Raw genomic sequence first — 22394 nt, 5'->3', positions numbered from 1 at the left:
GAGTGAAACATGTTCTTGTTCTGTCGACAAGGTTCCTCCGCGAGGCGGTCCGATATCGGTGGAACGCGTTCTATGTCAGCGGCCATTGAAGTCCGGTTTGCGCTTCTCCGAGAACGCCCGCGGCCCCTCCTTGGCGTCGTCGGAAGCGAAGACCTCGATGCCGTACTGCGAGTCGAGCTTGAAGGCCTCTTCCTCGTGCAGCCCCTCGGTGTCCCGGATCGTCCGCAGGATCGCCCGCACCGCGACCGGCCCGTTCGCGTTCACCAATGAAGCCAGCTCCAACGCGCGAGAGAGGGCGGTCCCGTCCGGCACCACGTGCCCGATCAACCCGATCGCCAACGCCTCGGAAGCGGACAGGTGACGTCCGGTCAGCAGGATGTCGGCGGCCACCGTGTACGGGATCTGACGTGGCAGCCGCACCGCCGACCCGCCCATCGGGAACAGTCCCCACCGGGCCTCCGACACGCCGAACCGAGCCGACTCGCCGGCCACCCGGATGTCCGTCCCCTGGAGGATCTCCGTCCCGCCCGCGATCGCAGGCCCCTCGACCGCTGCGATGAGGGGTTTCGTGAGCCGACGGCCCTTCAAGAGGCCGGGGATCCGGGAAGGGTCGAACTTGCCCGACGCGAACGACTCCGACGGCGAGTTCCGGGTCATCGACTTCAGGTCCGCGCCCGCGCAGAACGCGCCGCCCGCGCCGGTCAGGATGCAGCTGCGGATCGAGTCGTCCGCATCCACCCGGTCCCACGCGGAAACCATGATCGACATCATCTCGCCGGTGATCGCGTTGCGCGCCTCGGGGCGGTTCATCGTGACGATCAGGGTCTGCCCCTCTTGCGAAACCAGCGCGTGCGGTTCACCCACGGAAGACCTCCTGAAGGAGCAGTGCCATTGCCCAGAACGATAACATGTTCTACTTTGAGGGCGTGGCACTCAACATCGCGGATCTTCTGGAGCACGCCGTCGACGCCGTGCCGGAGCGCGTCGCGGTCGTGTGCGGCGACCGGCGGGTCACCTTCGCCGAACTGGAGGCGCGGGCCAACCGGCTCGCCCACCACCTCGCCGCGCACGGCGTGGGACGCGGGTCCCACATCGGGGTCTATTCCCGCAACTCGATCGAGGCCTTGGAGGCGATGATCGCGGCGTACAAGCTGCGCGCGATCGCCGTCAACGTCAACTACCGCTACGTGCACGGCGAGCTCGCCTACCTCTTCACCGACGCCGAGCTCGTCGCCCTCGTGCACGAGAGGAGCTACGCGGACAAGGTCGCCGCCGTCCTCCCTGAGACGCCGAAACTGAAACACGTTGTCGTGATCGACGACGGCAGTGGCGGCGACTACGAGAGCTACGGCGGCGTCGACTACGAAGCCGCGCTCGAGGCGCAAAGCCCCGAGCGGGACTTCGAGGAACGCAGCAACGACGACCTCTACATCCTCTACACCGGCGGCACCACGGGCTACCCGAAAGGCGTGCTCTGGCGCCAGGAGGACGTCTGGCGCGCGCTCGGCGGCGGGATCAACTTCGTCACCGGCGAGTACATCCCGGACGAGTGGACGCTCGCCGAGCAGGGCAAGGCCGGGAGCCTGACCCGGCTGCCCGCCGCACCGCTCATCCACGGCGCCGCGCAGTGGGCCGCGTTCGGCGCGCTGTTCACCGGCAGCCCGGTCGTCTTCGTGCCGCGCTTCGACGCCCACGAGATCTGGAAGGCCGTGCAGGAGCACAAGGTCCAGGTCCTCACGATCGTCGGCGACGCGATGGCGCGGCCGCTGATCGAGGCGTTCCGCGAGGGCGATTACGACGCTTCTTCGCTCGTCGCCGTCTCCAGCCACGCCGCGCTGTTCTCGCAGTCGGTCAAGCAGGAGTTCGTCGAGCTCGTCCCGAACGCCGTCATCACCGACGCGATCGGCTCGTCGGAAAGCGGCTTCACCGGGATCGGCATGGTCGGCAAGGACTCCGACCACAGCGCCGGTCCGCGGGTCAGCTTCGGCAAGGACGCGATCCTGGTCGACGACGACGGCAAGCTCGTCGACCCGGCACCCGGCGCGGTGGGGCTGATCGCCCGCCGCGGGCACGTCCCGCTCGGCTACTACGGCGACCCCGAGAAGAGCAAGAAGATCTTCGTCGAGGTCGGCGGCGTCCGGTACGTCGTCCCGGGTGACTACGCCCGCTACGAGGAGGACGGCACCGTCACGCTGCTCGGCCGCGGCTCCCAGTGCGTCAACACCGGCGGCGAGAAGGTCTACCCGGAAGAGGTCGAAGGCGCGCTCAAGTCGCACCCCGACGTCTTCGACGCGCTCGTCATCGGGATCCCGGACGACCGGCTCGGCCAGCGCGTCGCGGCCGTCGTCCAGCTGCGCGAGGGCGCTTCGCCGGACTTCGCCTCGCTCGAGGAGCACGTCCGCGGCGAGATCGCCGGGTACAAGGTGCCGCGCACGATCTGGCTGGCCGGCGAGATCGGCCGGTCGCCCAGCGGCAAACCGGACTACCCGTGGGCCCAGCGCTACGCGGCCGAGCACGAACCGGCCACGGCCCAGCCCGTCTGAGAGGACATCGCAAGTGCGGACACCCCTGTGCGACCGGCTCGGCATCGACCTGCCGATCATCGGGTTCACGCCCTCGGAGCACGTCGCCGCGGCGCTCAGCCGCGCCGGCGGGCTCGGCGTGCTCGGCTGCGTCCGGTTCAACGACGCCGCCGAGCTCGACCGGGTGCTGACCTGGATGGACGAGAACACCGGCGGCAAGCCCTACGGCGTCGACATCGTGATGCCGGCGAAGGTGCCCGCCGAGGGCACCCAGGTCGACCTGGCGAAGATGATCCCGGACGGCCACCGCGAGTTCGTCGACCGCGTCCTGAAGGAACTGTCCGTGCCGCCGCTGCCGGACGACACCGACGAGCGCGCGGGTGTCCTCGGCTGGCTGCACTCGGTCGCCCGCTCGCACGTCGAGGTCGCGCTCAACCACCCGATCAAGCTGATCGCCAACGCGCTCGGCTCGCCGCCGGTGGACGTCATCGCCCAGTGCCACGACAAGGGCGTGCCGGTGGCGGCGCTGGCCGGCAAGGCCGAGCACGCGGTGCGGCACGTCGAGAACGGCGTCGACTTCGTGGTCGCGCAGGGCTACGAAGCCGGCGGGCACACCGGCGAGATCGCGTCCATGGTGCTGGTTCCGGAGATCGTCGACGCCGTCGACGTGCCGGTGCTCGCCGCGGGCGGGATCGGTTCCGGACGGCAGATGGCCGCGGCGCTCGCGCTCGGGGCGTCCGGCGTCTGGATGGGCTCGATGTGGCTGGCCACCGCGGAGTACCTGCAGACGATGGGCGAGTCGGTGGCGATGCAGCAGGCGCTCGTCGGCGCGTCCTCGTCGGACACCGTGCGGACCCGGATCTACACCGGCAAGCCGGCCCGGCTGCTCAAGACCCGCTGGACCGAGGCGTGGGCCGCGGCCGACGCGCCCGAGCCGTTGCCGATGCCGCTGCAGAACCTGCTGGTTTCCCACGCCCACAACCGGATCCACGCGGCGAACGACCCGAGTGTCGTGTCGATGCCGGTGGGGCAGATCGTGGGGCGGATGAACGCGGTGCGGCCGGTCGCCGACGTCGTCGCGGACCTGGTGTCCGGCTACGAAGAAGCACTGTCGCGGTTGGACAAGACGCGCTGAAGGGGGCCCGCCGCGGCGGGCCCCCTCCTCGCGAAAGTGGTTACAGCGAAGCGGCGGCCGCGGCGATCTTCGACGCGAACGTGCTCACCTCGGTGTAGACCCCGGGGGCGTGCGCGCGGGCGCAGCCGTCGCCCCAGGAGACGATGCCGACCTGGATCCACGCGCCGGCGTTGTCGCGGCGGAACATCGGGCCGCCGGAGTCGCCCTGGCAGGTGTCGACGCCGCCGGAGGCGAGGTTGCCCGCGCAGATCTCGGCGCTCGGGATGAGGTCGGGGTAGCTGCCGCCCTGGGCCTGGCAGGTGCTGTCGGCCACGAACGGGACGGTCGCCTTCAGCAGGTACCGCTGCTGCGCGCCGCCTTCGCGGGCCGCTCCCCAGCCGGCGACGGTGAACGTGCCGGTGTTGTAGGTCGCGTTCGTCGCGATCGGCAGCGTCGAGAGGCCGCTCACCGGGCTGGCCAGCTTGATCAGCGCCCAGTCACCGCCGGTCGAGGTGCCGTAGGTGGGCGACTGGTAGACGTAGGTCGAGCGGATCTTCTGCGCGCTGGTGCTCTGCAGGTCGACGACGCCGACCGTCGCGGTGATCGAGGTGTTCGAACCCGTCCGGCTGACGCAGTGCGCCGCGGTCAGGACGATCTGGTTGGTGTAGAGCGCGCCGCCGCAGCCCATGGACAGCCGGACCATGAACGGGAACTCGCCCTGGGCGGCCCGGGTCCCGCCGACGACGTCGGTGGACGGCGGCTGGGCGGCGATCGCCGGGGTGGCGAACGACGCCGCCGCGGCGAGCGCGGCCAGTGCGGTGGTGGCGTTTCTGAGCAGGGTGAACCAGCGCTTGGGAGCCAAGGGGATCAGTCCTTCCAGTGTCCACAGTGGAAGCCGGTTGCCGTCAGCGGCTCCATGACTACACCAGGTGCTCACATACCGGGACAACCAACTTTCTTCGGATGTTTCGGGCGGTTGGGTGATTTCTCACCGGCGGATCCGACGAACGCCGTAGGCCGAAGCGCCCAGCACCAACGCCACGCACCCGGCCAGCACCGACGGCAGCGGCAGGCTGAAGGCCAGCACCACGCACCCGGCCAGGCCCAGGACGGCCCGCGCCTTCCCCTTCAGGGTGAGCGCGGCGGCGTTGGCGACCGCGTAGTACGTCAGGACGGCGAAGGACGAGAAGCCGATCGCGGCGCGCAGGTCGAGGAACGCGGCGAGCACGGCGACGACGAGCCCGACGGCCAGTTCGGCGCGGTGCGGCACGTCGTAGCGGGGGTGCACGGCGGCGAGGAACCGGGGGAGGTGGCCGTCGCGGCTCATCGCCAGCGTCGTGCGCGAGACGCCGAGGATGAGCGCCAGCAGCGAGCCGAGTGCCGCCAGCGCGGCGCCCACCCGGACGACCGGGGCGAGCCACCCCGGGACGGCGGCCGCGATCGGGTCGGGGCTCGCGGCGAGCGCGGCCGGGCCGAGGCGGACGAGCAGCAGCACCGCCAGGGCCGCGTAGACGACGAGGGTGAGGCCCAGCGCCAGCGGGATGGCGCGCGGGATGGTGCGGGCCGGGTCGCGGACTTCCTCGCCGAGCGTCGCGAGCCGCGCGTACCCGGCGAAGGCGAAGAAGAGCAGCCCGGCGGCCTCGAGGACACCGCCGGCACCGGGCCAGGCGACGAGCGGGCCGCCCGCGGCCGGCCCGGTGGCCATCGTGACCGCGGCGGCGGTGAGCACGAGCAGGGTGCACGAGACGATCACCCGCGTCGCCAGCGCCGAGCGGTGCACGCCGAAGTAGTTGACCGCGGTGAGGCCGCCGACGACGGCGACGGCGAGGAGGCCGCGCCACGGCTGCCCGAGGCCGGGTGCGGCGTAGGCGACGACGGTGAGCGTCATCGCGGCGCAGCTGGCCGTCTTGCCGGTGACGAATCCCCAGCCGGCCAGGTAGCCCCAGAATTCACCGAGCCTTTCCCGCCCGTAAACGTAGGTGCCGCCCGATTGGGGGTGAATCGCCGCGAGCCGCGCCGACGACATCGCATTGCAGTACGCGACGACGGCCGCGACGACCAAGGCGATGAGCAATCCGGCCCCCGCGGCCCGCGCCGCCGGACCGAACGCGGCGAAGACGCCGGCGCCGATCATCGAGCCCAGGCCCAGGAAAACGGCGTCGGCCAGGCCCAGTCGTCGAGCCAAGGGTGTCGGGCGCATCCGGGTGATCCTCCGTGTTGCGCGCCACAGCGAACCACGGCGCACCGGGAAACGAATAGGGTCGATTCCGTGCCCGCCCCTTCACGCCATTCCCGCCTGTCCGCCGATGGTCCCGTCCTCGACGGGATTCCCGAGCACGGCCGTGTTCCGCGCTACTACGCGGTCAAGGTCGAGCTGCTGGCGGTGATCGCGGAACTGGGCGAAGGATCGGTGCTGCCGACGGAACGTGAGCTGTGCGAGCGCTTCGAGGTGTCGAGGGCGACGGTACGGCAGGCGGTCGGCGAACTGGTGCTCGAGGGCAGGCTGAGCCGGCGTCAGGGGAGCGGGACGTTCGTCGCGGGGCCGAAGCTGGTGCAGCCGCTGGCCCTGGTGAGTTATACGGAGGGGTTGCGCCGCCAGGGGATCCGCCCGGGCCGCACGGTGATCACCCTGGAAAGGCGGCTGGCGGGCAGCGCGCTGGCGGCGGACCTGCAGGTGACGTCGGACGCCGAGGTGATCCACATCGAGCGGGTGCTGCTCGCCGACGAGGAGCGCGTCGGGTTGGAGTCGACATATCTCCTGGCGGAGAGGTTCCCGACGCTGCTGGAGGTGTTCAACCCCGAGCAGTCGCTGAACGCATGCTTGAGCGAGCAGCTCGGCGTGGTGTTCGACGGGGCGGAGGAGCGGGTCGAGACGGTGCTGGCGACGCCGCGCGAGGCGTTGCTGATCGGGACGAATCCGGCTTTGCCGATGCTGCTGACGCACCGGATTTCGTGGGGTCCCGATGGGGCGCCGTTCGAGCGGGTGCGGTCGCTTTACCGGGGTGACCGGTTGAGTTTCATGACCCGGCTGGGCCGCGCCTGACTGTCACGTCTTCACCGCCGGTCTCGTTCCTCCCGCACAACCGAACGGGAGGACGTCATGAACATCGCACTGTGGGTCGGTCAGGTGTTGCTGGCGGCGATTTTCGTCGTGTCGGGCGTGCTGAAGTCGACGATGTCCCGTGAGCGGATGCTCGAAACCGGCCAAACGGGCGCGGCGGCGTACCCGCTGCCGGTGGTCCGGTTCACCGCGATCTGCGAGCTGATCGCGGTGGTGGGGCTGGTTCTGCCGGTGCTCGTCGGAGTCGCACCGGCATTGACGGGCTGGGCGGCGGTCGGGCTGGCGGTGGTGATGGTGGGCGCGATGGCGATGCACGGCCGGTTGGCGGTGGTGCAGCACAAGGCGGCTGAGTGGCGGAACGTCGGGGTGAACGCGGTGATCTTGGCGGTGTGCGTGTTCGTGGCGGCCGGCCGGCTCTGACTTCGTCGACCCGAGGATGCTCTCGCGCGGCAGGTGCAACCGATCGAGCCTCCCCTCCGTCCTGGAGGTATGCGCACACTGCTGGGTACGGCTCTTCTGCTCCTCACGCTGACCGCGTGCGGGGCGGCCAACACGGCGGCGCCCGCCGGGAGCAGCACCGGTCCGGAGACGCCCACGACGTCGAGTTCGCCCTCGGTGCCGGGTTCGCCGACGATCGCGCCCCCGCCGTCTCAGACCGTCGGGCGGCCGACGCAGGGCATCGCCCCGGGCGACGACGTGATCGCGGAGTCCCAGGTCGACGCGCGCGGGCTGCCCGAAGGCTTCCCCCGGAGCCTGACCCGCAGCCTCGACGGCAAGACGGTGATCCTCCAGGCCGAGGAGGGCGGCTGCCGCCGCGTTGCCGCGCACGTCGGCGACCAGACGCCGCAGCAGGTGGTCGTGCTGGTTTCGGTCATCACGGCGAAGAAGGGCCAGGTGTGCCCGGACTACATCAAGGAGATCAGCATCCCGCTGACGCTGGCCGAACCGCTCGGGACGCGCACGGTGGTGCTCCGCCAGGGCTGAGCAGTTCCCGCAGACGCTGGGAGGGCCGCCCCGGGATGCCCGGGGTCGCCCTCCCAGACCACGTCCGGGAGCTTTCACGTGAAAGCTCCGGTCCCAGGTCGTGAAAGCTTCACCGGATCCGTGCAACCCCCGGCGCCGCCCGTTCCGTCTTCGGGACATGAGGTACTTAGCGAAGGTGGTCGGGACAGGCGCGTTCCTGCTGATGGCAACGGCCTGCGCCGGCCAGGACATGCCCACCAGCCAGCCCGCTGCCGGGGGTGACTCCGCCGCGCCCACCGGGAGCGTTTCGACGTCGCCGACCGAGTCGGTGCTGCCGACCTCGCCGTCGGCCAACCCGCCGGGCAAACCCCGGCTGACCGTGCCCGAAGGCAGTACGCCGGTGCCGCCGAACAAGGTCGACGCCACGGCCCTGCCCGCCAACTACCCGCACGAGGTGTGGACGGCCAACGGCGGCACCGTCCTGAACATCCGCGCCCAGGAAGGCGGCTGCGGCCACGCCCTCGGCGAGGCGACCGAGCAGGCGGGCGACCGCGTCGTCGTCAACCTGAGCGAGACCAAGGCCCAGACCGGCCAGATGTGCACCATGGACATCCGCTACCCGGTGATCTCGGTCGCCCTGGCCGCGCCGCTCGACCAGCGCACGGTCGTGTTGAAGACGCAGAAATGATCTAGGGTCGGGTGATGGGAAGCCGCCAGGTCTCACGCACCGCGATCGTCGCCGCGCCGCCCGGGAAGATCTTCGGGCTGCTCGCCGATCCGGCCCAGCACCCGCTCATCGACGGATCCGGCACGGTCCGGGCCGCCCAGTCCGGCGGCCCGGACCGGCTCACGCTCGGCGCGAAGTTCGGCATGGACATGAAGATGGGCGCGTCGTACAAGATCCTCAACACCGTCGTCGAGTTCGAAGAGGGCCGGCTGATCGCCTGGCGCCACTTCAACGGGCACCGCTGGCGCTGGCGCCTCGAGCCCCTCGACGACGGCCGCACCGAGGTCACCGAGACGTTCGACTGGTCGACGGCGAAGTTCCCGCTGGCCATCAGCCTCAGCCCGTTCCCGCGCAAGAACGCCGCAGGCATCGAGAAGACCCTCGCGCGGCTCACGCAGCTGTTCCCGGGCTGACCGGGGTCGCACCAAAATTAGTTGTACAGTGCTTAATATTGTCCGTGCAACTAGTTGGGGAGTGCGGTGCCGCAGCCGGTGCGCCGGCGGGTGGTCCTGGCCACCTGCTGCCTGAGCCTGTTCATCGTCGGGCTCGACAACACGATCGTGAACCTCGCGCTGCCCTCGATCCGCCGCGAGCTGGGCGCGTCGGTCTCCAGTCTGCAGTGGACGATCGACGCGTACACGCTCGTGCTGGCCAGCCTGCTCATGCTGTCCGGCTCGACCGCGGACCGGATCGGGCGGCGCCGGACGTTCCAGACCGGCCTGGCGCTGTTCAGCCTCGGGTCGCTGCTGTGCGGGATCGCGCCGAGCATCGGGCTGCTGGTCGCGTTCCGGGCGCTGCAGGCGATCGGCGGGTCGATGCTCAACCCGGTCGCGCTGTCCATCGTCGCGAACGTCTTCACCGACCCGCGTGACCGCACGCGCGCGATCGGCGTCTGGGCCGGGGTGAACGGGCTGAGCCTGGCGGTCGGCCCGGTGCTCGGCGGCGTGCTCGTCGACTGGGCGGGCTGGCGCTCGATCTTCTGGATCAACGTCCCGGTCGGCCTCGCCGCGATCGTCCTGACGGCGGTGTTCGTCCCGGAGTCGCGCGCCCCGCGCCCGCGCCGCCTCGACCCGGTCGGGCAGCTGCTGGTGATCGTGCTGCTGGCGTCGCTGACGTACGGGATCATCGAAGGCCGCGGCTCGGGCGTGCCGGTGATGGTGGGCTGCTTCGCGGTCGCCGCGGCGGCGCTGGCGGTGCTGCTGCCGTACGAGCGACGGCGCCGGGATCCGTTGCTGGAGCTGAGGTTCTTCCGCAGCGTCCCGTTCTCGGGGGCGACGCTCACGGCGGTCGCCGGGTTCGCGGCGCTGTCGGGCTTCTTGTTCCTGACGACGTTGTACCTGCAGGAGACGCGCGGGTTTTCGGTGCTGCACGCGGGGTTGCTGACGCTGCCGATGGCGGTGCTGACGGCGGTGGGCGCGCCGTTGTCGGGCCGGCTGACCGGCGCGCGCGGCCCGCGCCTGCCGTTGCTGGTGGCCGGCGCGGGGATCGCGGCGTCCGGCGTGGTGCTGGCGGGGATCGGCCCGGCGACGCCGATCGCGTGGGTGGTGACGGGGTACGTGTGCTTCGGCGTCGGCTACGGCCTGCTCAACGCGCCGATCACGAACGCGGCGGTGTCCGGGATGCCCCGCGAGCAGGCGGGTCTGGCGGCGGCGGTGGCGTCGACGAGCCGCCAGGTGGGGACGTCGCTGGGGGTGGCGGTGATCGGCGCGGTGGTGGCGGCGGACGCGGGGACGCCGCCGGGAACGGGCCACGCGGTGTGGGCGATCGTCGCGGGGTGTGGGGTGCTGGTGTTCGTGCTGGGGCTGGTGACGACCGGTCGCTGGGCGCTGGCGACCGCGGCGCGCGTGAATGGTTCGGACCAAGCGTCCACTTCAGTGGGTTGACCACGGTGTCCGTTCGCTGGTAGCGGCGGATTTCGCGCTCAGTGGTCCGGACCACTTCTTCCCGCGCCTCTCGAAGTCGTCGAAAAACTTCCGGCGATTCCGGTGAACCGCCCGTGTTACCGAGCCGTATCCAAGGGTGAGGTGGTGATCAGAGAGGAGGGGCACATGCCCCGGTTGAGCAGTGGTCGGCACCGCAAGCAGGCGACCGTCGGGCTGGCCGCGTTGCTGGGTGTTTCCGGCATCACCGCGGCGGCCATCGCGCTGAGCAGTCCCGCGGGCAACGCGGCCGAAGCGCCCAAGGAGAACTGCGGGGGACTCGACACCGCCCTGCAGAACAACCTGAACTTCATCGCGGGCCAGCAGGCGAACCCGGACGCGCAGTCGGCCGCGCGGATCGCCAACCGGCAGGCGGTCGTCGACCTGATCCAGCAGCGGCGGCAGGTCGCCGGCTGCACGGCGAACGTCGTCGCGAACAACGGCCAGGCCGCGCAAGCGCCTGCCGCGCAAGCACCGGCTCAGCAGGCTCCGGCTCAGCAAGCCCCGGCGCAACAGGCGCCGGCCCAGCAGGATCAGTCCGGAGTGGACACCGGCGCCGTCGGCGAAGTCGTCTGCCCGGGTTCGACCGTGACGCTCTCGGGCGAAGGCGGCGCGCCGGCCGCGTCGAGCAACCAGTTCCCGGCCGGGACCAAGCTGAAGGTGACCAACCTGGACAACTCGAAGTCCACCACGGTGGAGGTGACGTCGGTGTCGGGCAGCTGCACGCTGCTCAACAACGCCGCCTTCGAACAGGTTCGGGAACCCGGAAAGTTCCTCATCCGGCGCGCGCGGATCGAGCGCGTCGGCTGAGGGAGCAGGGAAGGAGGGGGACACCGGCGGCGGGCCGGTGTCCCCTTCCCTTGTGCATCAACGGAAGCTGATCTGCAGCACCGGGTCGCCGGTGCTGGCGAAGAAGTCGTTGCCCTTGTCGTCGATGACGATGAACGCCGGGAAGTCCTCGACCTCGATCTTCCAGACGGCTTCCATGCCGAGCTCGGCGTACTCGAGGACGTCGACCTTCTTGATGCAGTCCTGCGCGAGCCGCGCGGCCGGGCCGCCGATCGAGCCGAGGTAGAACCCGCCGTGCGACTGGCACGCGTTCGTCACCTGCTTCGACCGGTTTCCCTTGGCCAGCATGACGAGTGAGCCGCCGGCGGCCTGGAACTGCTCGACGTAGGAGTCCATCCGCCCGGCCGTGGTCGGGCCGAACGAACCCGACGCGTAGCCCTCCGGCGTCTTCGCCGGGCCGGCGTAGTAGACGGGGTGGTTCTTCAGGTAGTCCGGCATCTCCTCGCCGGCGTCGAGGCGCTCGGCGATCTTCGCGTGCGCGATGTCGCGGGCGACGACCAGCGGCCCGGTGAGCGAAAGCCGCGTCTTGACCGGCAGCTGCGAGAGCTGCGCGCGGATCTCCGCCATCGGCCGGTTGAGGTCGACGTTCACGACGTCGTCGGAGAGGTCTTCCTCGGTGACGTCGGGGAGGAACTGGGCCGGGTCGCGCTCGAGCTGCTCGATGAACACGCCGTCGGCGGTGATCTTCGCCTTCGCCTGCCGGTCGGCGGAGCAGCTCACGGCGATGCCGACGGGGCAGGACGCGCCGTGGCGGGGCAGCCGGATGACGCGGACGTCGTGGCAGAAGTACTTGCCCCCGAACTGCGCGCCGATGCCGAACTGGCGGGTCATCTCCAGCACCTGCTGCTCGAGGTCCTGGTCGCGGAAGGCGTGCCCCAGCTCGGAACCCTCGGCGGGGAGGTTGTCGAGGTAGCGCGCGGAGGCGAGCTTCGCGACCTTCAGGTTGAACTCGGCCGACATGCCGCCGACGACGATCGCGAGGTGGTACGGCGGGCAGGCCGCGGTGCCGAGGCTGCGCAGCTTCTCGTCGAGGAAGCGCGCGAGCCGCTTCGGGTTCAGGACGGCTTTCGTTTCCTGGTAGAGGAACGTCTTGTTGGCGCTGCCGCCGCCCTTGGCCATGAAGAGGAACTCGTAGGTCGGGTCGCCCTCTTTGTGGTACAGCTCGATCTGCGCCGGGAGGTTGGTACCGGTGTTGCGCTCGTCCCAGAAGTTGACCGGCGCCATCTGCGAGTAGCGCAGGTTCAGCTGCTGGTAGGCGTCGAAGATGCCCCGCGAGAGGGCGCGCTCGTCGTCACCGCCGGTGAGGACGCCTTCGCCGCGCTTGCCGATGACGATGGCGGTCCCGGTGTCCTGGCACATCGGGAGGACGCCGCCGGCGGAGATGGCGGCGTTGCGCAGCAGGTCCATGGCGACGAAGCGGTCGTTGCCACTCGCTTCGGGGTCGTCGACGATGGCTTTGAGCTGCTTGAGGTGTGATGTACGCAACAGATGCTGGATGTCGGTGATGGCAGTGCGCGCGAGGGTGGTGAGTGCTTCCGGGGCGATCTTCAGGAAGGTGCGGCCGGCGGCTTCGACGGTTTCGACGCCTTCGTCGGTGACCAGCCGGTATTCGGTCGTCGTGTCCTTGCCCAGCGGGAGGACTTCGGTGTGCTGAAACGTGGTGGTGGACGGCACTGCCAGGCTCCTTTGCCAGCTCCGGGATCGGTCCACCCTAATCAGGGGTGGGGGGCACGCCGAAGAGGCATGTGGTCACTGTGGGCCACCCCACGCGGTTTGGGTTCGGTTGGGGGGTTGGTGGGGCCGCGATCCTGGGGTTGGTGTCCCGCTCGGTGTTCCGGGTTGGTGTCTCCGCCATCTCGGGCTTGGTGTCCTGCGACGCCGGGCTTGGTGTCTCCGCCACCCCGGGCTGGTGTGTCTCCACGATCCCGGCTTGGTGTCTCCACCACCCCGATGCCCGATTGTGACTACGGCCGGCGGTACCGCGTCAAGGCGGGAAAGCGTGCCTTGACCCGGCACCGCCGGCCGTGTTCGGGCTTTGGATCGGGGTTGCGGGGAGGTCTGGTTGGTGGGGGTGGCGGGTTTGTGCTGCCTGCCTGCGTTCGCAGGTGGTGGTTGGTCACCGGCGCCCGCTCTCCGGCCCCCGGCTCTCCGGTGCCCGCCCTCGGCGCCCGCCCTCCCTGGGGGACCGCCCCGCTCCAGCGTATCGGTGCTGGGTGACCAAAACGGCGGGGAAGTCGCGCGTGCGGGGGTTTTGTCCACATTGCGGCCCGGCTGTGGACAAGCCCCGGGCGGCGGAAGGCCGGTGCGGCGGCGACCGGAGCCTGAAAGTGGTCGGGAGGCCGGGTCCACCCCGACGGACCCGACCTCCCGGGGAAAGCGGCCGGGTGCGTGCACACCCTGCCGCCTGGTCGGTGCCGGTGTCGCAAGCCGCTCCACGAATGTGGCGTGACGAAGGTCATATGTCAACGCGGCCGAACGGGTTCCGGCGAGGGGTTGCTACCCAGGGCTCGCGCGAGCGAAACCCGCTTTTCGTGAAGGATTTTCCAGAACGGCCGCGTGAAACCGGGAACTGCTGGTCCAGGACACGCGAAAGGGGCGGGTGCACTCTGCACCCGCCCCTTCACGAAAAGCGATCAGCTGGCGTACGCGCGCAACCGGTCGGCCCGCTCGCCCTGGCGGAGCTTCGACATGACCTCGCGCTCGATCTGGCGGACGCGCTCGCGGGACAGACCGAAGTGCTTGCCGATCTGGTCGAGCGTGCGCGGCTGGCCGTCGTCGAGGCCGTAGCGCAGGCGGATCACGTGCTGCTCGCGGTCGTCCAGCGTGGCCAGGACGCGGCGCAGGTCGTCCTGCAGCAGGCCCGAGATCACGGCGCTCTCGGCGTCCGTTGCCTCGGAGTCCTCGATGAAGTCGCCCAGCGGGGCGTCCTCCTCGGTGCCGACCGGCATGTCCAGGCTTACCGGGTCACGCGAGTGGTCGAGCAGGTCGGAGATCTTGTGCGCCGGGATGCCGGACTCGGCCGCCAGCTCGTCGTTCGTCGCGTCGCGGCCGAGCTGCTGGTGCAGGTCGCGCTTGATGCGGGCCAGCTTGTTGACCTGTTCCACCAGGTGGACCGGGAGCCGGATGGTGCGGCCCTGGTCGGCCATCCCCCTGGTGATGGCCTGGCGGATCCACCAGGTCGCGTAGGTCGAGAACTTGAACCCCTTGGAGTAGTCGAACTTCTCCACCGCGCGGATCAGACCCAGGTTCCCCTCCTGGATCAGGTCGAGCAGCGGCATCCCCCGGCCGGTGTAGCGCTTGGCCAGCGAGACCACCAGGCGGAGGTTGGCCTCCAGGAGGTGGTTCTTGGCCACGTGCCCGTCGCGGACCAGGGCGGACAGCTCCTTGCGGCGCTTCGGGGTGAGGTTCTCCCCGGTGTCCAGCATGTGCTGGGCGAAGACGCCGGCTTCGATGCGCTTGGCGAGCTCGACCTCGTCGGCCGCGGACAGCAGGGCGGTCTTGCCGATGCCGTTGAGGTAGACGCGGACGAGGTCGGCGGCGGGGCTCTGGGCGTCGAGGTCGGCGTCGGTGAGCGCCCCCACGCTCAGCGACGACGGCTCCTCGGACACCTGAGCCGGGATGCGCTCGCGAATCCCGCGCGACTCGCGTTCGAGAGTCTGGACTGACATTCTGCCTCCCCGGTCACGGGCTGAACGTGCTGCTGCGGTCGTCCCACCGGGTGCGTACCCGCGGACCGGGGCCTGTGGAACCCGGTACGCCGGTCCGGCCGGCTTGGCTGGACATCTGGCACAACGCTCCGGGTTTCCAAAACGTTCCCGGCTCGCCTGAAAAGGAGACGGCTGCCGGCGCGCTCCGGTTGCTCCACCATTGCTGAGCTTTTGCTGAGAACGTTCCGTGACCGGGGAACCTGAGAATCCCATGTGAATCACGTCAAGACGTGAACCCGGGCGAGGTGGTCTAGACCTCCACGAGAACCGTGAACGGACCGTCGTTGACGCTCGAGACCGCCATCATCGCCCCGAAACGCCCCGTCGCGACGGTGGCGCCGCGCCCGCGCAGCTCGGCCACGACGGCGTCCACCAACGGCTCCGCGACCTCCGGCCGGGCGGCCTGCGTCCACGACGGCCGGCGCCCTTTCTTCGTGTCGCCGTAGAGCGTGAACTGGCTCACCACGAGCAGCGGCGCATTCGCCGTGGCGCATGATTCCTCGTCGCGAAGCACGCGCAGCTCGTGCAATTTGCGCGCCATCGTCACGGCCTTCGCCGCGTCGTCGCCGGCGTGGATTCCCAGCAGCACAAGCAAACCCGGTTCGTCGATCGCGCCGACGACCTCACCCTCGACGGTGACGGCCGCCTGGGTGACGCGCGCCGCGACGGCCCTCATCGGCCCGCCGGGACGAGCATCCCGTGCCGGACGAGCTCGCGGACGACGGGCAACGCGGTGGCGGCGAGCTCCGAAGCGTCGAGTCCTTGCGAGAACGCGAGGAGCTCGATCAAGTCCTCCAAGGGCAACGCACCGCGGCAGCCGGCCAGGAGCCGCGCGGCCAGGTCGTCGACCTCGTGCTGCCAGCCCGGCCCGTCGGTGCGGTGCAGCCGCCGGACGGTCGCCGCCCAGCCCTCGTCGCCGGGTTCCTCGACGCTTTCCAGCAAAACCGTGTCGGGCACCACAAAACGGACATCGAGCAACGAATCTCCCGATTCGCGCAGCCATTCCACGCGGTCCAGCCAGCCGGCCGCTTCCGGGCCCAGCGGGTCGTCGTAGGCCTGCCGGAGGTCTTCGCAGACGACGGTCGGTGTCCGCCCGGACGCGCGCCGCAGCGTGACGAAGCCGAACCCGATGCCCCGGACGTCGTTCGCCGCGAACCAGTCGAGCCACGCCGCCGCCTTCGCCCGGCCTTCCGGCGAGCGCGGGTCGAGACCGGCGTCACGCAGCCACGTGCCGACGTACAGCGCCGGATCGGCCACGTCGCGCTGGACGAACCACGCGTCGGTCTCGGCGGGCAGCCAGCGGCTCACCCGGTCGGCCCAGTCCTCTTTCCCGGTGTGCAGCCACGACGCCAGCAGCTGGCCGACGCCACCCTCGTTGAGGAAGCCGGGCAGCTGCCGGACGACCAGCGCGCTCGCGTCGTCGCCGGCCAGCCCGGAGTCGCGGTAGGTGTAGTCGACGCGCGCCGGCCCGACCACGAACGGCGGGTTGCAGACGACCTGGTCGAACTTCCGCCGCGCGATCGGCGCGAACCACTCGCCGCGCACGAGTTCGACGTCCAGCTCGTTGAGCCGGAACGTCGCCGCGGCCAGGGAAAGGGCCCGCTCGGAGACGTCGGTGGCGGTGACGCGCTGGGCGTGCCGGGTCGCGTGCAGCGCCTGGACGCCGTTGCCGGTGCCCAGGTCGAGCAGGGTGCCGACCGGGCGGCGGCTGGTCGCGCGGATCAGCGACAGCGACGCGTGGCCGACGCCGAGCACGTGGTCTTCGGGCACCGTGGTGCCCAGCACGTCGGCGTCGAGGTCGGACACGACCCACCAGGAGCCTTCCTCGTCGCCGTGCGGCCGGATGTCCAGGGCGGCGCGGTAGCCGTCCCGGACCGCGCTCAGCACGCCGGCGGCGACGGCGTCTTCCGGCGTCAGCGGCGCGAACGCGGCCTTGACCGCGGTCTCCGGCTCAGTGCCGCCCAGCAGGAACAGCCGGATCAGCGTCCCCAGGTCGCCCGCGTCCCGGCTCGCGCGCTCGGCGGGCACCGGCTCGCCGCGGCCCAGCGCCGCGTGGGCGGCTCCGCCGAGGGCGGCCACCACGCCGTCGGCGTCGTAGGAGGTGCGCCGGAAGGCCTCGCGCAACCGCGCGCAGACGTCGTCGGACAGGTCGGGCAGTACGCTTCGCGTGCTCACGGTGGGTAATGCTGCCACGATGGCCCCCGTGACCCATGAACGCGTCCTCGCCCCGCTCGACGCGGCGCTGCCCGAGCTCGAAGCGCTGTACATCGACTTGCACCGGCACCCCGAGCTGTCCTTCGCCGAGACCCGGACGGCGGCCGAGCTGGCCCGGCGGCTGGAGCGCGACGGCTACGAGGTGCACACCGGCATCGCCGGCACCGGGGTGCTGGGCGTCCTGCGCAACGGCGAGGGCCCGACGGTGCTGCTGCGCGCCGACATCGACGCGCTGCCGGTCGAGGAGAAGACCGGCCTGTCGTACGCGAGCACCGCCCGCGGCACCGACGAGCACGGCAAGGACGTTCCCGTCATGCACGCGTGCGGCCACGACATGCACGCCACCTGGCTCTCCGGCGCCGCCGCGCTGCTCGCGAAGGGCCGCGACACCTGGTCGGGCACGCTGCAGGTGGTCTTCCAGCCGGGGGAGGAGGGCGCGGGCGGCGCCGTGCGGATGATCCGGGACGGCCTGTTCGACCGGGCCGGCACCCCCGACGTCGTGTTCGGCCAGCACCTGGTGCCCGGCCCGGCCGGCTGGGTCCTGACCCGGCCCGGCGTGATCATGGCCGCGACGGACACGCTGCGCATCACCCTGCACGGCCGCGGCGGCCACGGCTCGCGCCCCGAGACGACCGTCGACCCGGCCGTGCTGGCCGCGTCCGTGGTGCTCAAGCTGCAGACGATCGTCTCGCGGGAGATCGCGGCCACCGACTCGGCCGTGGTCACCGTCGGTTCGCTGCACGTGGGCACGGCGAGCAACGTCATCGCCGACGACGCCGTCCTCGAGGTCAACGTCCGGTCGTTCGACCAGGCCGTCCGCGAGCGGGTGCTGGCCGCGGTCGAACGGATCGTCAACGGCGAGGCGGCGACGGCCGGCGCGCCGAAGCCGCCGGAGATCGTCCGGTCCGGCGCGTACCCGATCACCGAAAACGACGAAGCCGCCAACGACGCGCTCACCGAGGTCTTCCGCGGCCACTTCGGCGCCGACATCGTGCTGCCGGCGCCACTGGTCACCGGGAGCGAGGACTTCAGCGAGTTCGGCCGGGCGGCCGGCGTGCCGTCGGTGTTCTGGCTGGTCGGCGGCTTCGACCCGCAGACGGTCATCACGGCGATGACCGAGGGCCGGTTCGAGCGCGACATCCCGTCCAACCACTCGCCGCGCTTCGCCCCGGTGCTGCACCCGACGCTGCGCACGGGCATCGAGACGCTCGTGACAGCCGCGTTGAGCCGGTTGTCCCACCCAGGTGTCGGATGACCGGAACAGGTGGGACGATGGGACGTGGAGGTGGTGCAGTGACCACGCCCGCCAAGGACTCGGACCCGGTGCTGATCACCGGGGCGGCCCCGTCGTACGAAGAGCAGTTCGCCGCCCGCAAGCGCAAGTACGTGATCATGATGGCGTGCCGGATCCCGTGCCTGATCCTCGCCGGGCTGACGTACCACACGTGGTGGCTGGCGCTGGGGTTCCTCGCGATCTCCGTGCCGCTGCCGTGGATCGCGGTGCTGATCGCCAACGACCGCCCGCCCCGCAAGTCCGAGAACGTGTCCACGTACCAGCGCGAGGCGACGGCGATCGAAGGCACCAACCACCGCGTGATCGACGGCTAGCCCGGCTGCGGACCCACCTTCCCGACGGCCAGCGCGCCCAGGCGCGTCCCGTGCCGCAGGACGTCCACAGTGGACTCGCCGGCCAGCCAGCCGGTGAGCACACCCGCGTCGAACGCGTCGCCCGCGCCGGTCGAGTCGATGCACTCCGCCTCGACCGCCGGGACGCTCGTGACGCCGTCGTGGTCGACCCAGCTGGCGCCGTCCAGCCCCGCCGTCACCACGACCGCGCCGACGGTGTCGAGCAGTTCCTTCGCCGACACCGGGTCCGCCGAGCCGGTCAGCGCGACCAGCTCTTCGGTGTTCGGCATCAGCAAGTCGACCCCGCGGACGTCGTCGAGGAACGCCGCCGGGTCGGTGATGTGCGCGGCCGCCTGCGGGTCGACCGACGTCGTCAGCCCGGCTTCCTTCGCCGCCGCGAGCGCGGCGAGCCCGGCCGCGCGCGACGGCGGGTCGAGCAGCACGTACCCGGACAGGTGCAGGTGGCGCGCCCCGGCCAGTGCGTCGGCGGTGACGTCCTCGGGGGCGAAGCGCTGGTTCGCGCCGCGGTCGGCCAGCATGCTGCGCTGCCCCGAGCCGTCGACCATGACGACGACGCAGCACGTCGGCGCCTCGGGGTCGACGGCGAACGCGCACCGCACGCCCGCCGCCTCCAGCTCGGCCCGAATCAGCCGGCCGCCCGGGTCGTCGCCGATCCGCGCGAGCAACGTCGTCTCCGCGCCGAGGTGCCGCAGCCACAGCGCCGTGTTGGCGCCCGAACCGCCGCCGGTGAAGCGGATCTTCGCGCGCGCGTCACCGCCGTGCGGCAACGGCTTGTCGTGCCGGGCGATCACGTCGAGGGCGGCGTCGCCGACCACCACGATGCCGCTCATGCCAGCGCCACCGCGACCTCGGTGGCCAGCTTCGCGTTGTTCAGCACCAAAGCCTCGTTCGCGTCGATGCTCACGCCGCCGCTGGCCGTGTGGAAGTGCTCCAGCAGGACCGGCGTGACGTCGGCGCCGTGCACCCCCTGCTCTTCGACGAGCGCGAGGCCCTCGGCGAGCAGCCGGTCGTGCAGCTCTCTGTCCATTTCGGACGCTTCGGGGATCGGGTTCGCCAGCAGGACACCGGAACCCGCGTACGCGCGGTGCGCGGCGACCACGGCGGCGGCCTGCTTCGGGTCGTCGACCCGCCAGCCGACGGCGTGCCCCGACGAGCGGAGGTAGAACGCCGGGAAGTCGTCGGTGCGGTAGCCCAGCACCGGCACCGAGTTCGTCTCCAGCACTTCCAGCGTCGCCGGGATGTCGAGGACCGACTTCACGCCGGAGCAGACGACCACGGTCGGCACCTTCGCCAGCACGCCGAGGTCCGCCGAGACGTCCCACGACTGCGCCGCGCCGACGTGCACGCCCCCGAGCCCGCCGGTGGCGAACATCCCGATGCCGGCCGCGGCGGCCAGCGCCGACGTGCTCGCGACGGTCGTCGCGCCCGACCGGCCGAGGCCGACGGCCGGGCCGAGGTCCCGCAGCGAGAGCTTGTCGAGGCCGGCGTCCGGCGCGCAGACGCGCTCGAGCTCGGCGGGGGAGAGGCCGACGACGACACGCCCGTCGAGCACCGCGATGGTAGCCGGGACGGCACCGCCGTCGCGCACGACGCGCTCGAGACGGCGGGCGACGTCGAGGTTGCGGCCGGGCGGCAGGCCGTGGGACAGGATGGTGCTCTCCAGCGCGACGACGGGGTGCCCGTCACGCAGCGCCGAGGCGACCTCTTCGTGCAGGTTGAGTGGGGTGGTCACGAGGAACCATCATCGGTGATCGTCCCGGTCGGTGCGCCAGTGGGTCAGCTCGGCGGTGAGGTTCTTTTCCGCGGCGGTCGCCCAGCGTGCCCGCGCGGCTTCGCTGCGGTAGAGCCGCCGGGCGAGCATGCCTTCGAGGACGGCGATGCGGCCTTCGCGCCAGACTTCGTCGGTGTACTTCGCGTACTCCTCGCGCACGGCGCGTGCGTAGGCCGCGTATCGGTCGGGCTGGGCGCCGAGGACGGCGAGGTCGGCGTCGAGGAGCGCGGTGGCGAGGTGGTCGTCCGGCGGGGCGTCGTGCTCGATCGTCGTCAGGATCAGGTCTTCGACGCGCTTCTGGTGGGTTTCGGGGACTCCGGTCAGCGCTTCGCGGGCCCAGTGCGCGCTGGCGCGTTCGTCCTCGCCGGGGTTCGCGTCGTAGACGACGTCGTGCGCCCAAGCGGCGACGGCGAGGACCGCGCGGTCGGTTTCATCCAGGTCGCCGGCCAGCCAGGCGGAGTCGCGGACGACGGCGGCCGCGTGGTCGAGCGTGTGGTAGCGGCGGTGGGGCTCGCCGTAGCGGGCCCGGAGTGCCGGCCAGGCGTCGGAGGTGCCACCGAGGACGGCGACCGCTTCGGCCCACTTCACGGGAACGTCCAGCGGGTCGGCGTGCCGGTGAAGTCCTTCTCCCGCAAGCCGATCACCTTCTCGGGCCGCAGCCGCATCGACGCGTTCGCGGTGGGATCGAGGAAGTCCTCGCCGTAGTCCGTGTCGTACTTCGCGTTCATCGCGTCAAGGAACTCCCGCAGGGCCGCGGGTTCGGTGACGATCTCGGCGACGCCTTCGACGACGACGGGCTCGTACGGGTCGTCCGTCGCGATCGACACGGCCGAGCCGGCGGCGATGTTCCGGGCCTTCACCGACCGCCGGGACGAGGAGAACCACAGCACCTCGCCGGTCCACACCGCCCACACCGGCATCAGGTGCGGGCGGCCGCCCGGGGTGACCGTCGCCAGCCAGAAGTCGTGCGACTCCCGCAGCCGCTCGTCCGCCCACGACCAGGGCAGGAGCCCGTCGGTACCGGCCGTGACGCCGTAGCCGGGCATGTGCGGCCGGGCGGCGCGAAGCCCGTCCATCAGTCGAAGATCCCGCGCGGCCGGGCGACCTGGTCGAGCCAGTCGTCGAGCTGCTTCTCCCAGTTGACGTCCGGCTTCATCGTGAACATCCCGAGGAAGTCCTGCCCGCGGCCGCCGAAGCCGCCGGTCTTCGAGACCCGGACCCGCTTGGTCACCTCCAGGACGACGTCCGTGCGGTCGGACGACGCCAGGAACGTCACCGCGAGCTGCGAGAACACGCTCGCGAAGCGTGGCGAAGGAGCGAAGCGGACCTCCTGGAAGAACGGCAGCTGCTGCTGGGCGCCGTTGATCCGGCCCTGCTCCAGGATCGCCTCGCGGAAGGTGAAGCCGATGCGGCTCAGCGCGTCGAGGACGCGCTTCTGCGCCGGGAGCGGCTCGATCGCGACGGCGTCGGCGTCGAACGGGTCGGACACCGACGTCGCCAGGTCGAGCTCGGCCCGGACGCCAACCGCCATGCCGGTCAGCGGCTTGCCGTAGACGCTGGTCACCGGCGTCTCCCAGGGCAGCGGCACCTCGAACGGCACCCGCACCTGCTGGCCCGCGCGGATGACCTCGCGCCCGACGAGTTGCTGGGTGCCGAACGGGAGGTCTTCCGTCTTGTCCGCGCCGGGGACCTGGACGCGGGCCAGCAGCGTCACCGCGAGGCCCTTGATCTCCTGGTCGACGTCGCCGCCGGCCAGCAGGACCTCGCCGTGGAGGGGCCGGCCGGGGGTGGCGGACCGGTCGAGGAGACGGGCGTCGATCTTCGCGCCGCCCGAGCCGAACGTCGCGAGCACCTTCTGGAACATGCCGTGGATCCTGCCAGGCCGAGGACCCGTCGCGTG

At 71.2% G+C, this 22394-nt stretch carries 23 protein-coding genes; 11 read left to right on the top strand and 12 right to left on the bottom strand.

Features of this window, described 5'->3' with window-relative positions:
• Positions 1–75: 75 nt before the first annotated feature.
• Positions 76–864 carry a crotonase/enoyl-CoA hydratase family protein gene (locus tag ACIQWX_RS35175; RefSeq protein WP_400880620.1) on the bottom strand — a complete coding sequence of 263 codons (789 nt, stop codon included), beginning with the start codon at positions 862–864 and terminating at the stop codon, positions 76–78.
• 62 nt (positions 865–926) lie between these two features.
• Between ACIQWX_RS35175 and ACIQWX_RS35170 the strand changes: the two genes are divergently transcribed.
• Together ACIQWX_RS35170 and ACIQWX_RS35165 are read left to right on the top strand one after the other, a co-directional pair.
• Positions 927–2543 (top strand): acyl-CoA synthetase, encoded by a 1617-nt coding sequence (locus ACIQWX_RS35170; RefSeq protein WP_400880617.1) that lies wholly within the window; start codon positions 927–929, stop codon positions 2541–2543.
• 13 nt (positions 2544–2556) lie between these two features.
• Complete coding sequence (locus ACIQWX_RS35165) at positions 2557–3657, top strand: NAD(P)H-dependent flavin oxidoreductase (protein WP_400880615.1); 1101 nt, start codon at positions 2557–2559, stop codon at positions 3655–3657.
• A 40-nt stretch (positions 3658–3697) separates the two neighbouring features.
• On the opposite strand, the gene ACIQWX_RS35160 is transcribed toward ACIQWX_RS35165, so the two are convergent.
• Positions 3698–4498 (bottom strand): S1 family peptidase, encoded by an 801-nt coding sequence (locus ACIQWX_RS35160; RefSeq protein WP_400880612.1) that lies wholly within the window; start codon positions 4496–4498, stop codon positions 3698–3700.
• Between the two features lie 126 nt (positions 4499–4624).
• Positions 4625–5836, bottom strand: coding sequence for an APC family permease (locus ACIQWX_RS35155; RefSeq protein ID WP_400880609.1), 1212 nt, complete (start codon positions 5834–5836; stop codon positions 4625–4627).
• Between the two features lie 69 nt (positions 5837–5905).
• Between ACIQWX_RS35155 and ACIQWX_RS35150 the strand changes: the two genes are divergently transcribed.
• The 7 genes from ACIQWX_RS35150 to ACIQWX_RS35120 all read left to right on the top strand — a co-directional run bounded on the left by ACIQWX_RS35150 (position 5906) and on the right by ACIQWX_RS35120 (position 11116).
• Entirely contained in the window at positions 5906–6679 is a 774-nt protein-coding gene (locus ACIQWX_RS35150; RefSeq protein WP_400880607.1) for a GntR family transcriptional regulator, read from the top strand.
• A gap of 57 nt (positions 6680–6736) precedes the next feature.
• Complete coding sequence (locus ACIQWX_RS35145) at positions 6737–7117, top strand: DoxX family protein (protein WP_400880604.1); 381 nt, start codon at positions 6737–6739, stop codon at positions 7115–7117.
• 69 nt (positions 7118–7186) lie between these two features.
• Positions 7187–7681 (top strand): hypothetical protein, encoded by a 495-nt coding sequence (locus tag ACIQWX_RS35140; protein ID WP_400880601.1) that lies wholly within the window; start codon positions 7187–7189, stop codon positions 7679–7681.
• 157 nt (positions 7682–7838) lie between these two features.
• Positions 7839–8348, top strand: coding sequence for a hypothetical protein (locus ACIQWX_RS35135; protein WP_400880598.1), 510 nt, complete (start codon positions 7839–7841; stop codon positions 8346–8348).
• A gap of 14 nt (positions 8349–8362) precedes the next feature.
• The gene (locus ACIQWX_RS35130; RefSeq protein ID WP_400880595.1) at positions 8363–8800 is read left to right on the top strand and encodes an SRPBCC family protein; all 438 of its coding nucleotides are present in this window, start codon (positions 8363–8365) and stop codon (positions 8798–8800) included.
• A 66-nt stretch (positions 8801–8866) separates the two neighbouring features.
• Positions 8867–10270: an MFS transporter gene (locus ACIQWX_RS35125; protein ID WP_400880593.1), complete on the top strand. Its 1404-nt coding sequence runs from the start codon at positions 8867–8869 to the stop codon at positions 10268–10270.
• A gap of 165 nt (positions 10271–10435) precedes the next feature.
• Positions 10436–11116 (top strand): hypothetical protein, encoded by a 681-nt coding sequence (locus ACIQWX_RS35120; RefSeq protein ID WP_400880590.1) that lies wholly within the window; start codon positions 10436–10438, stop codon positions 11114–11116.
• Between the two features lie 57 nt (positions 11117–11173).
• Here the strand turns inward: ACIQWX_RS35120 and ACIQWX_RS35115 are convergent, their stop codons facing one another.
• The 4 genes from ACIQWX_RS35115 to ACIQWX_RS35100 all read right to left on the bottom strand — a co-directional run bounded on the left by ACIQWX_RS35115 (position 11174) and on the right by ACIQWX_RS35100 (position 17037).
• The gene (locus ACIQWX_RS35115; RefSeq protein ID WP_400880587.1) at positions 11174–12829 is read right to left on the bottom strand and encodes a fumarate hydratase; all 1656 of its coding nucleotides are present in this window, start codon (positions 12827–12829) and stop codon (positions 11174–11176) included.
• 959 nt (positions 12830–13788) lie between these two features.
• Positions 13789–14823 (bottom strand): sigma-70 family RNA polymerase sigma factor, encoded by a 1035-nt coding sequence (locus tag ACIQWX_RS35110; protein WP_086681614.1) that lies wholly within the window; start codon positions 14821–14823, stop codon positions 13789–13791.
• A 289-nt stretch (positions 14824–15112) separates the two neighbouring features.
• Positions 15113–15538, bottom strand: a complete 426-nt coding sequence (gene dtd / locus ACIQWX_RS35105; protein WP_400880583.1) for a D-aminoacyl-tRNA deacylase — start codon at positions 15536–15538, stop codon at positions 15113–15115.
• Positions 15535–17037 (bottom strand): methyltransferase, encoded by a 1503-nt coding sequence (locus ACIQWX_RS35100; protein ID WP_400880581.1) that lies wholly within the window; start codon positions 17035–17037, stop codon positions 15535–15537. The genes dtd and ACIQWX_RS35100 overlap by 4 nt, the downstream gene beginning before the upstream one ends.
• Before the next feature lie 28 nt (positions 17038–17065).
• Between ACIQWX_RS35100 and ACIQWX_RS35095 the strand changes: the two genes are divergently transcribed.
• Complete coding sequence (locus ACIQWX_RS35095; protein WP_400880578.1) at positions 17066–18331, top strand: amidohydrolase; 1266 nt, start codon at positions 17066–17068, stop codon at positions 18329–18331.
• Positions 18332–18348: 17 nt separating this feature from the next.
• On the top strand, positions 18349–18684 hold the full coding sequence (locus tag ACIQWX_RS35090) for a DUF3099 domain-containing protein (protein WP_400880576.1): 336 nt from the start codon (positions 18349–18351) through the stop codon (positions 18682–18684).
• Here the strand turns inward: ACIQWX_RS35090 and ACIQWX_RS35085 are convergent.
• Genes ACIQWX_RS35085 through ACIQWX_RS35065 form a run of 5 tightly spaced genes read right to left on the bottom strand, consistent with a single transcriptional unit; the run spans position 18681 to position 22358 of the window.
• Positions 18681–19553, bottom strand: a complete 873-nt coding sequence (locus tag ACIQWX_RS35085; RefSeq protein ID WP_400880573.1) for a carbohydrate kinase family protein — start codon at positions 19551–19553, stop codon at positions 18681–18683. The two genes, ACIQWX_RS35090 and ACIQWX_RS35085, sit on opposite strands and share 4 nt — an antisense overlap.
• Positions 19550–20455 (bottom strand): pseudouridine-5'-phosphate glycosidase, encoded by a 906-nt coding sequence (locus tag ACIQWX_RS35080; RefSeq protein WP_400880570.1) that lies wholly within the window; start codon positions 20453–20455, stop codon positions 19550–19552. The genes ACIQWX_RS35085 and ACIQWX_RS35080 overlap by 4 nt, the downstream gene beginning before the upstream one ends.
• A gap of 9 nt (positions 20456–20464) precedes the next feature.
• Positions 20465–21082, bottom strand: a complete 618-nt coding sequence (locus ACIQWX_RS35075) for an HD domain-containing protein (RefSeq protein ID WP_400880567.1) — start codon at positions 21080–21082, stop codon at positions 20465–20467.
• Positions 21079–21570, bottom strand: a complete 492-nt coding sequence (locus ACIQWX_RS35070; protein WP_400880564.1) for a PPOX class F420-dependent oxidoreductase — start codon at positions 21568–21570, stop codon at positions 21079–21081. The genes ACIQWX_RS35075 and ACIQWX_RS35070 overlap by 4 nt, the downstream gene beginning before the upstream one ends.
• Positions 21570–22358, bottom strand: a complete 789-nt coding sequence (locus ACIQWX_RS35065) for a sporulation protein (RefSeq protein ID WP_400880561.1) — start codon at positions 22356–22358, stop codon at positions 21570–21572. The genes ACIQWX_RS35070 and ACIQWX_RS35065 overlap by 1 nt, the downstream gene beginning before the upstream one ends.
• Positions 22359–22394: the final 36 nt, after the last annotated feature.

It is taken from the genome of Amycolatopsis sp. NPDC098790 (genome assembly GCF_044759945.1).
Classification (GTDB): Bacteria; Actinomycetota; Actinomycetes; order Mycobacteriales; family Pseudonocardiaceae; genus Amycolatopsis.
This window is presented reverse-complemented; position numbering and strand designations above follow the sequence as displayed.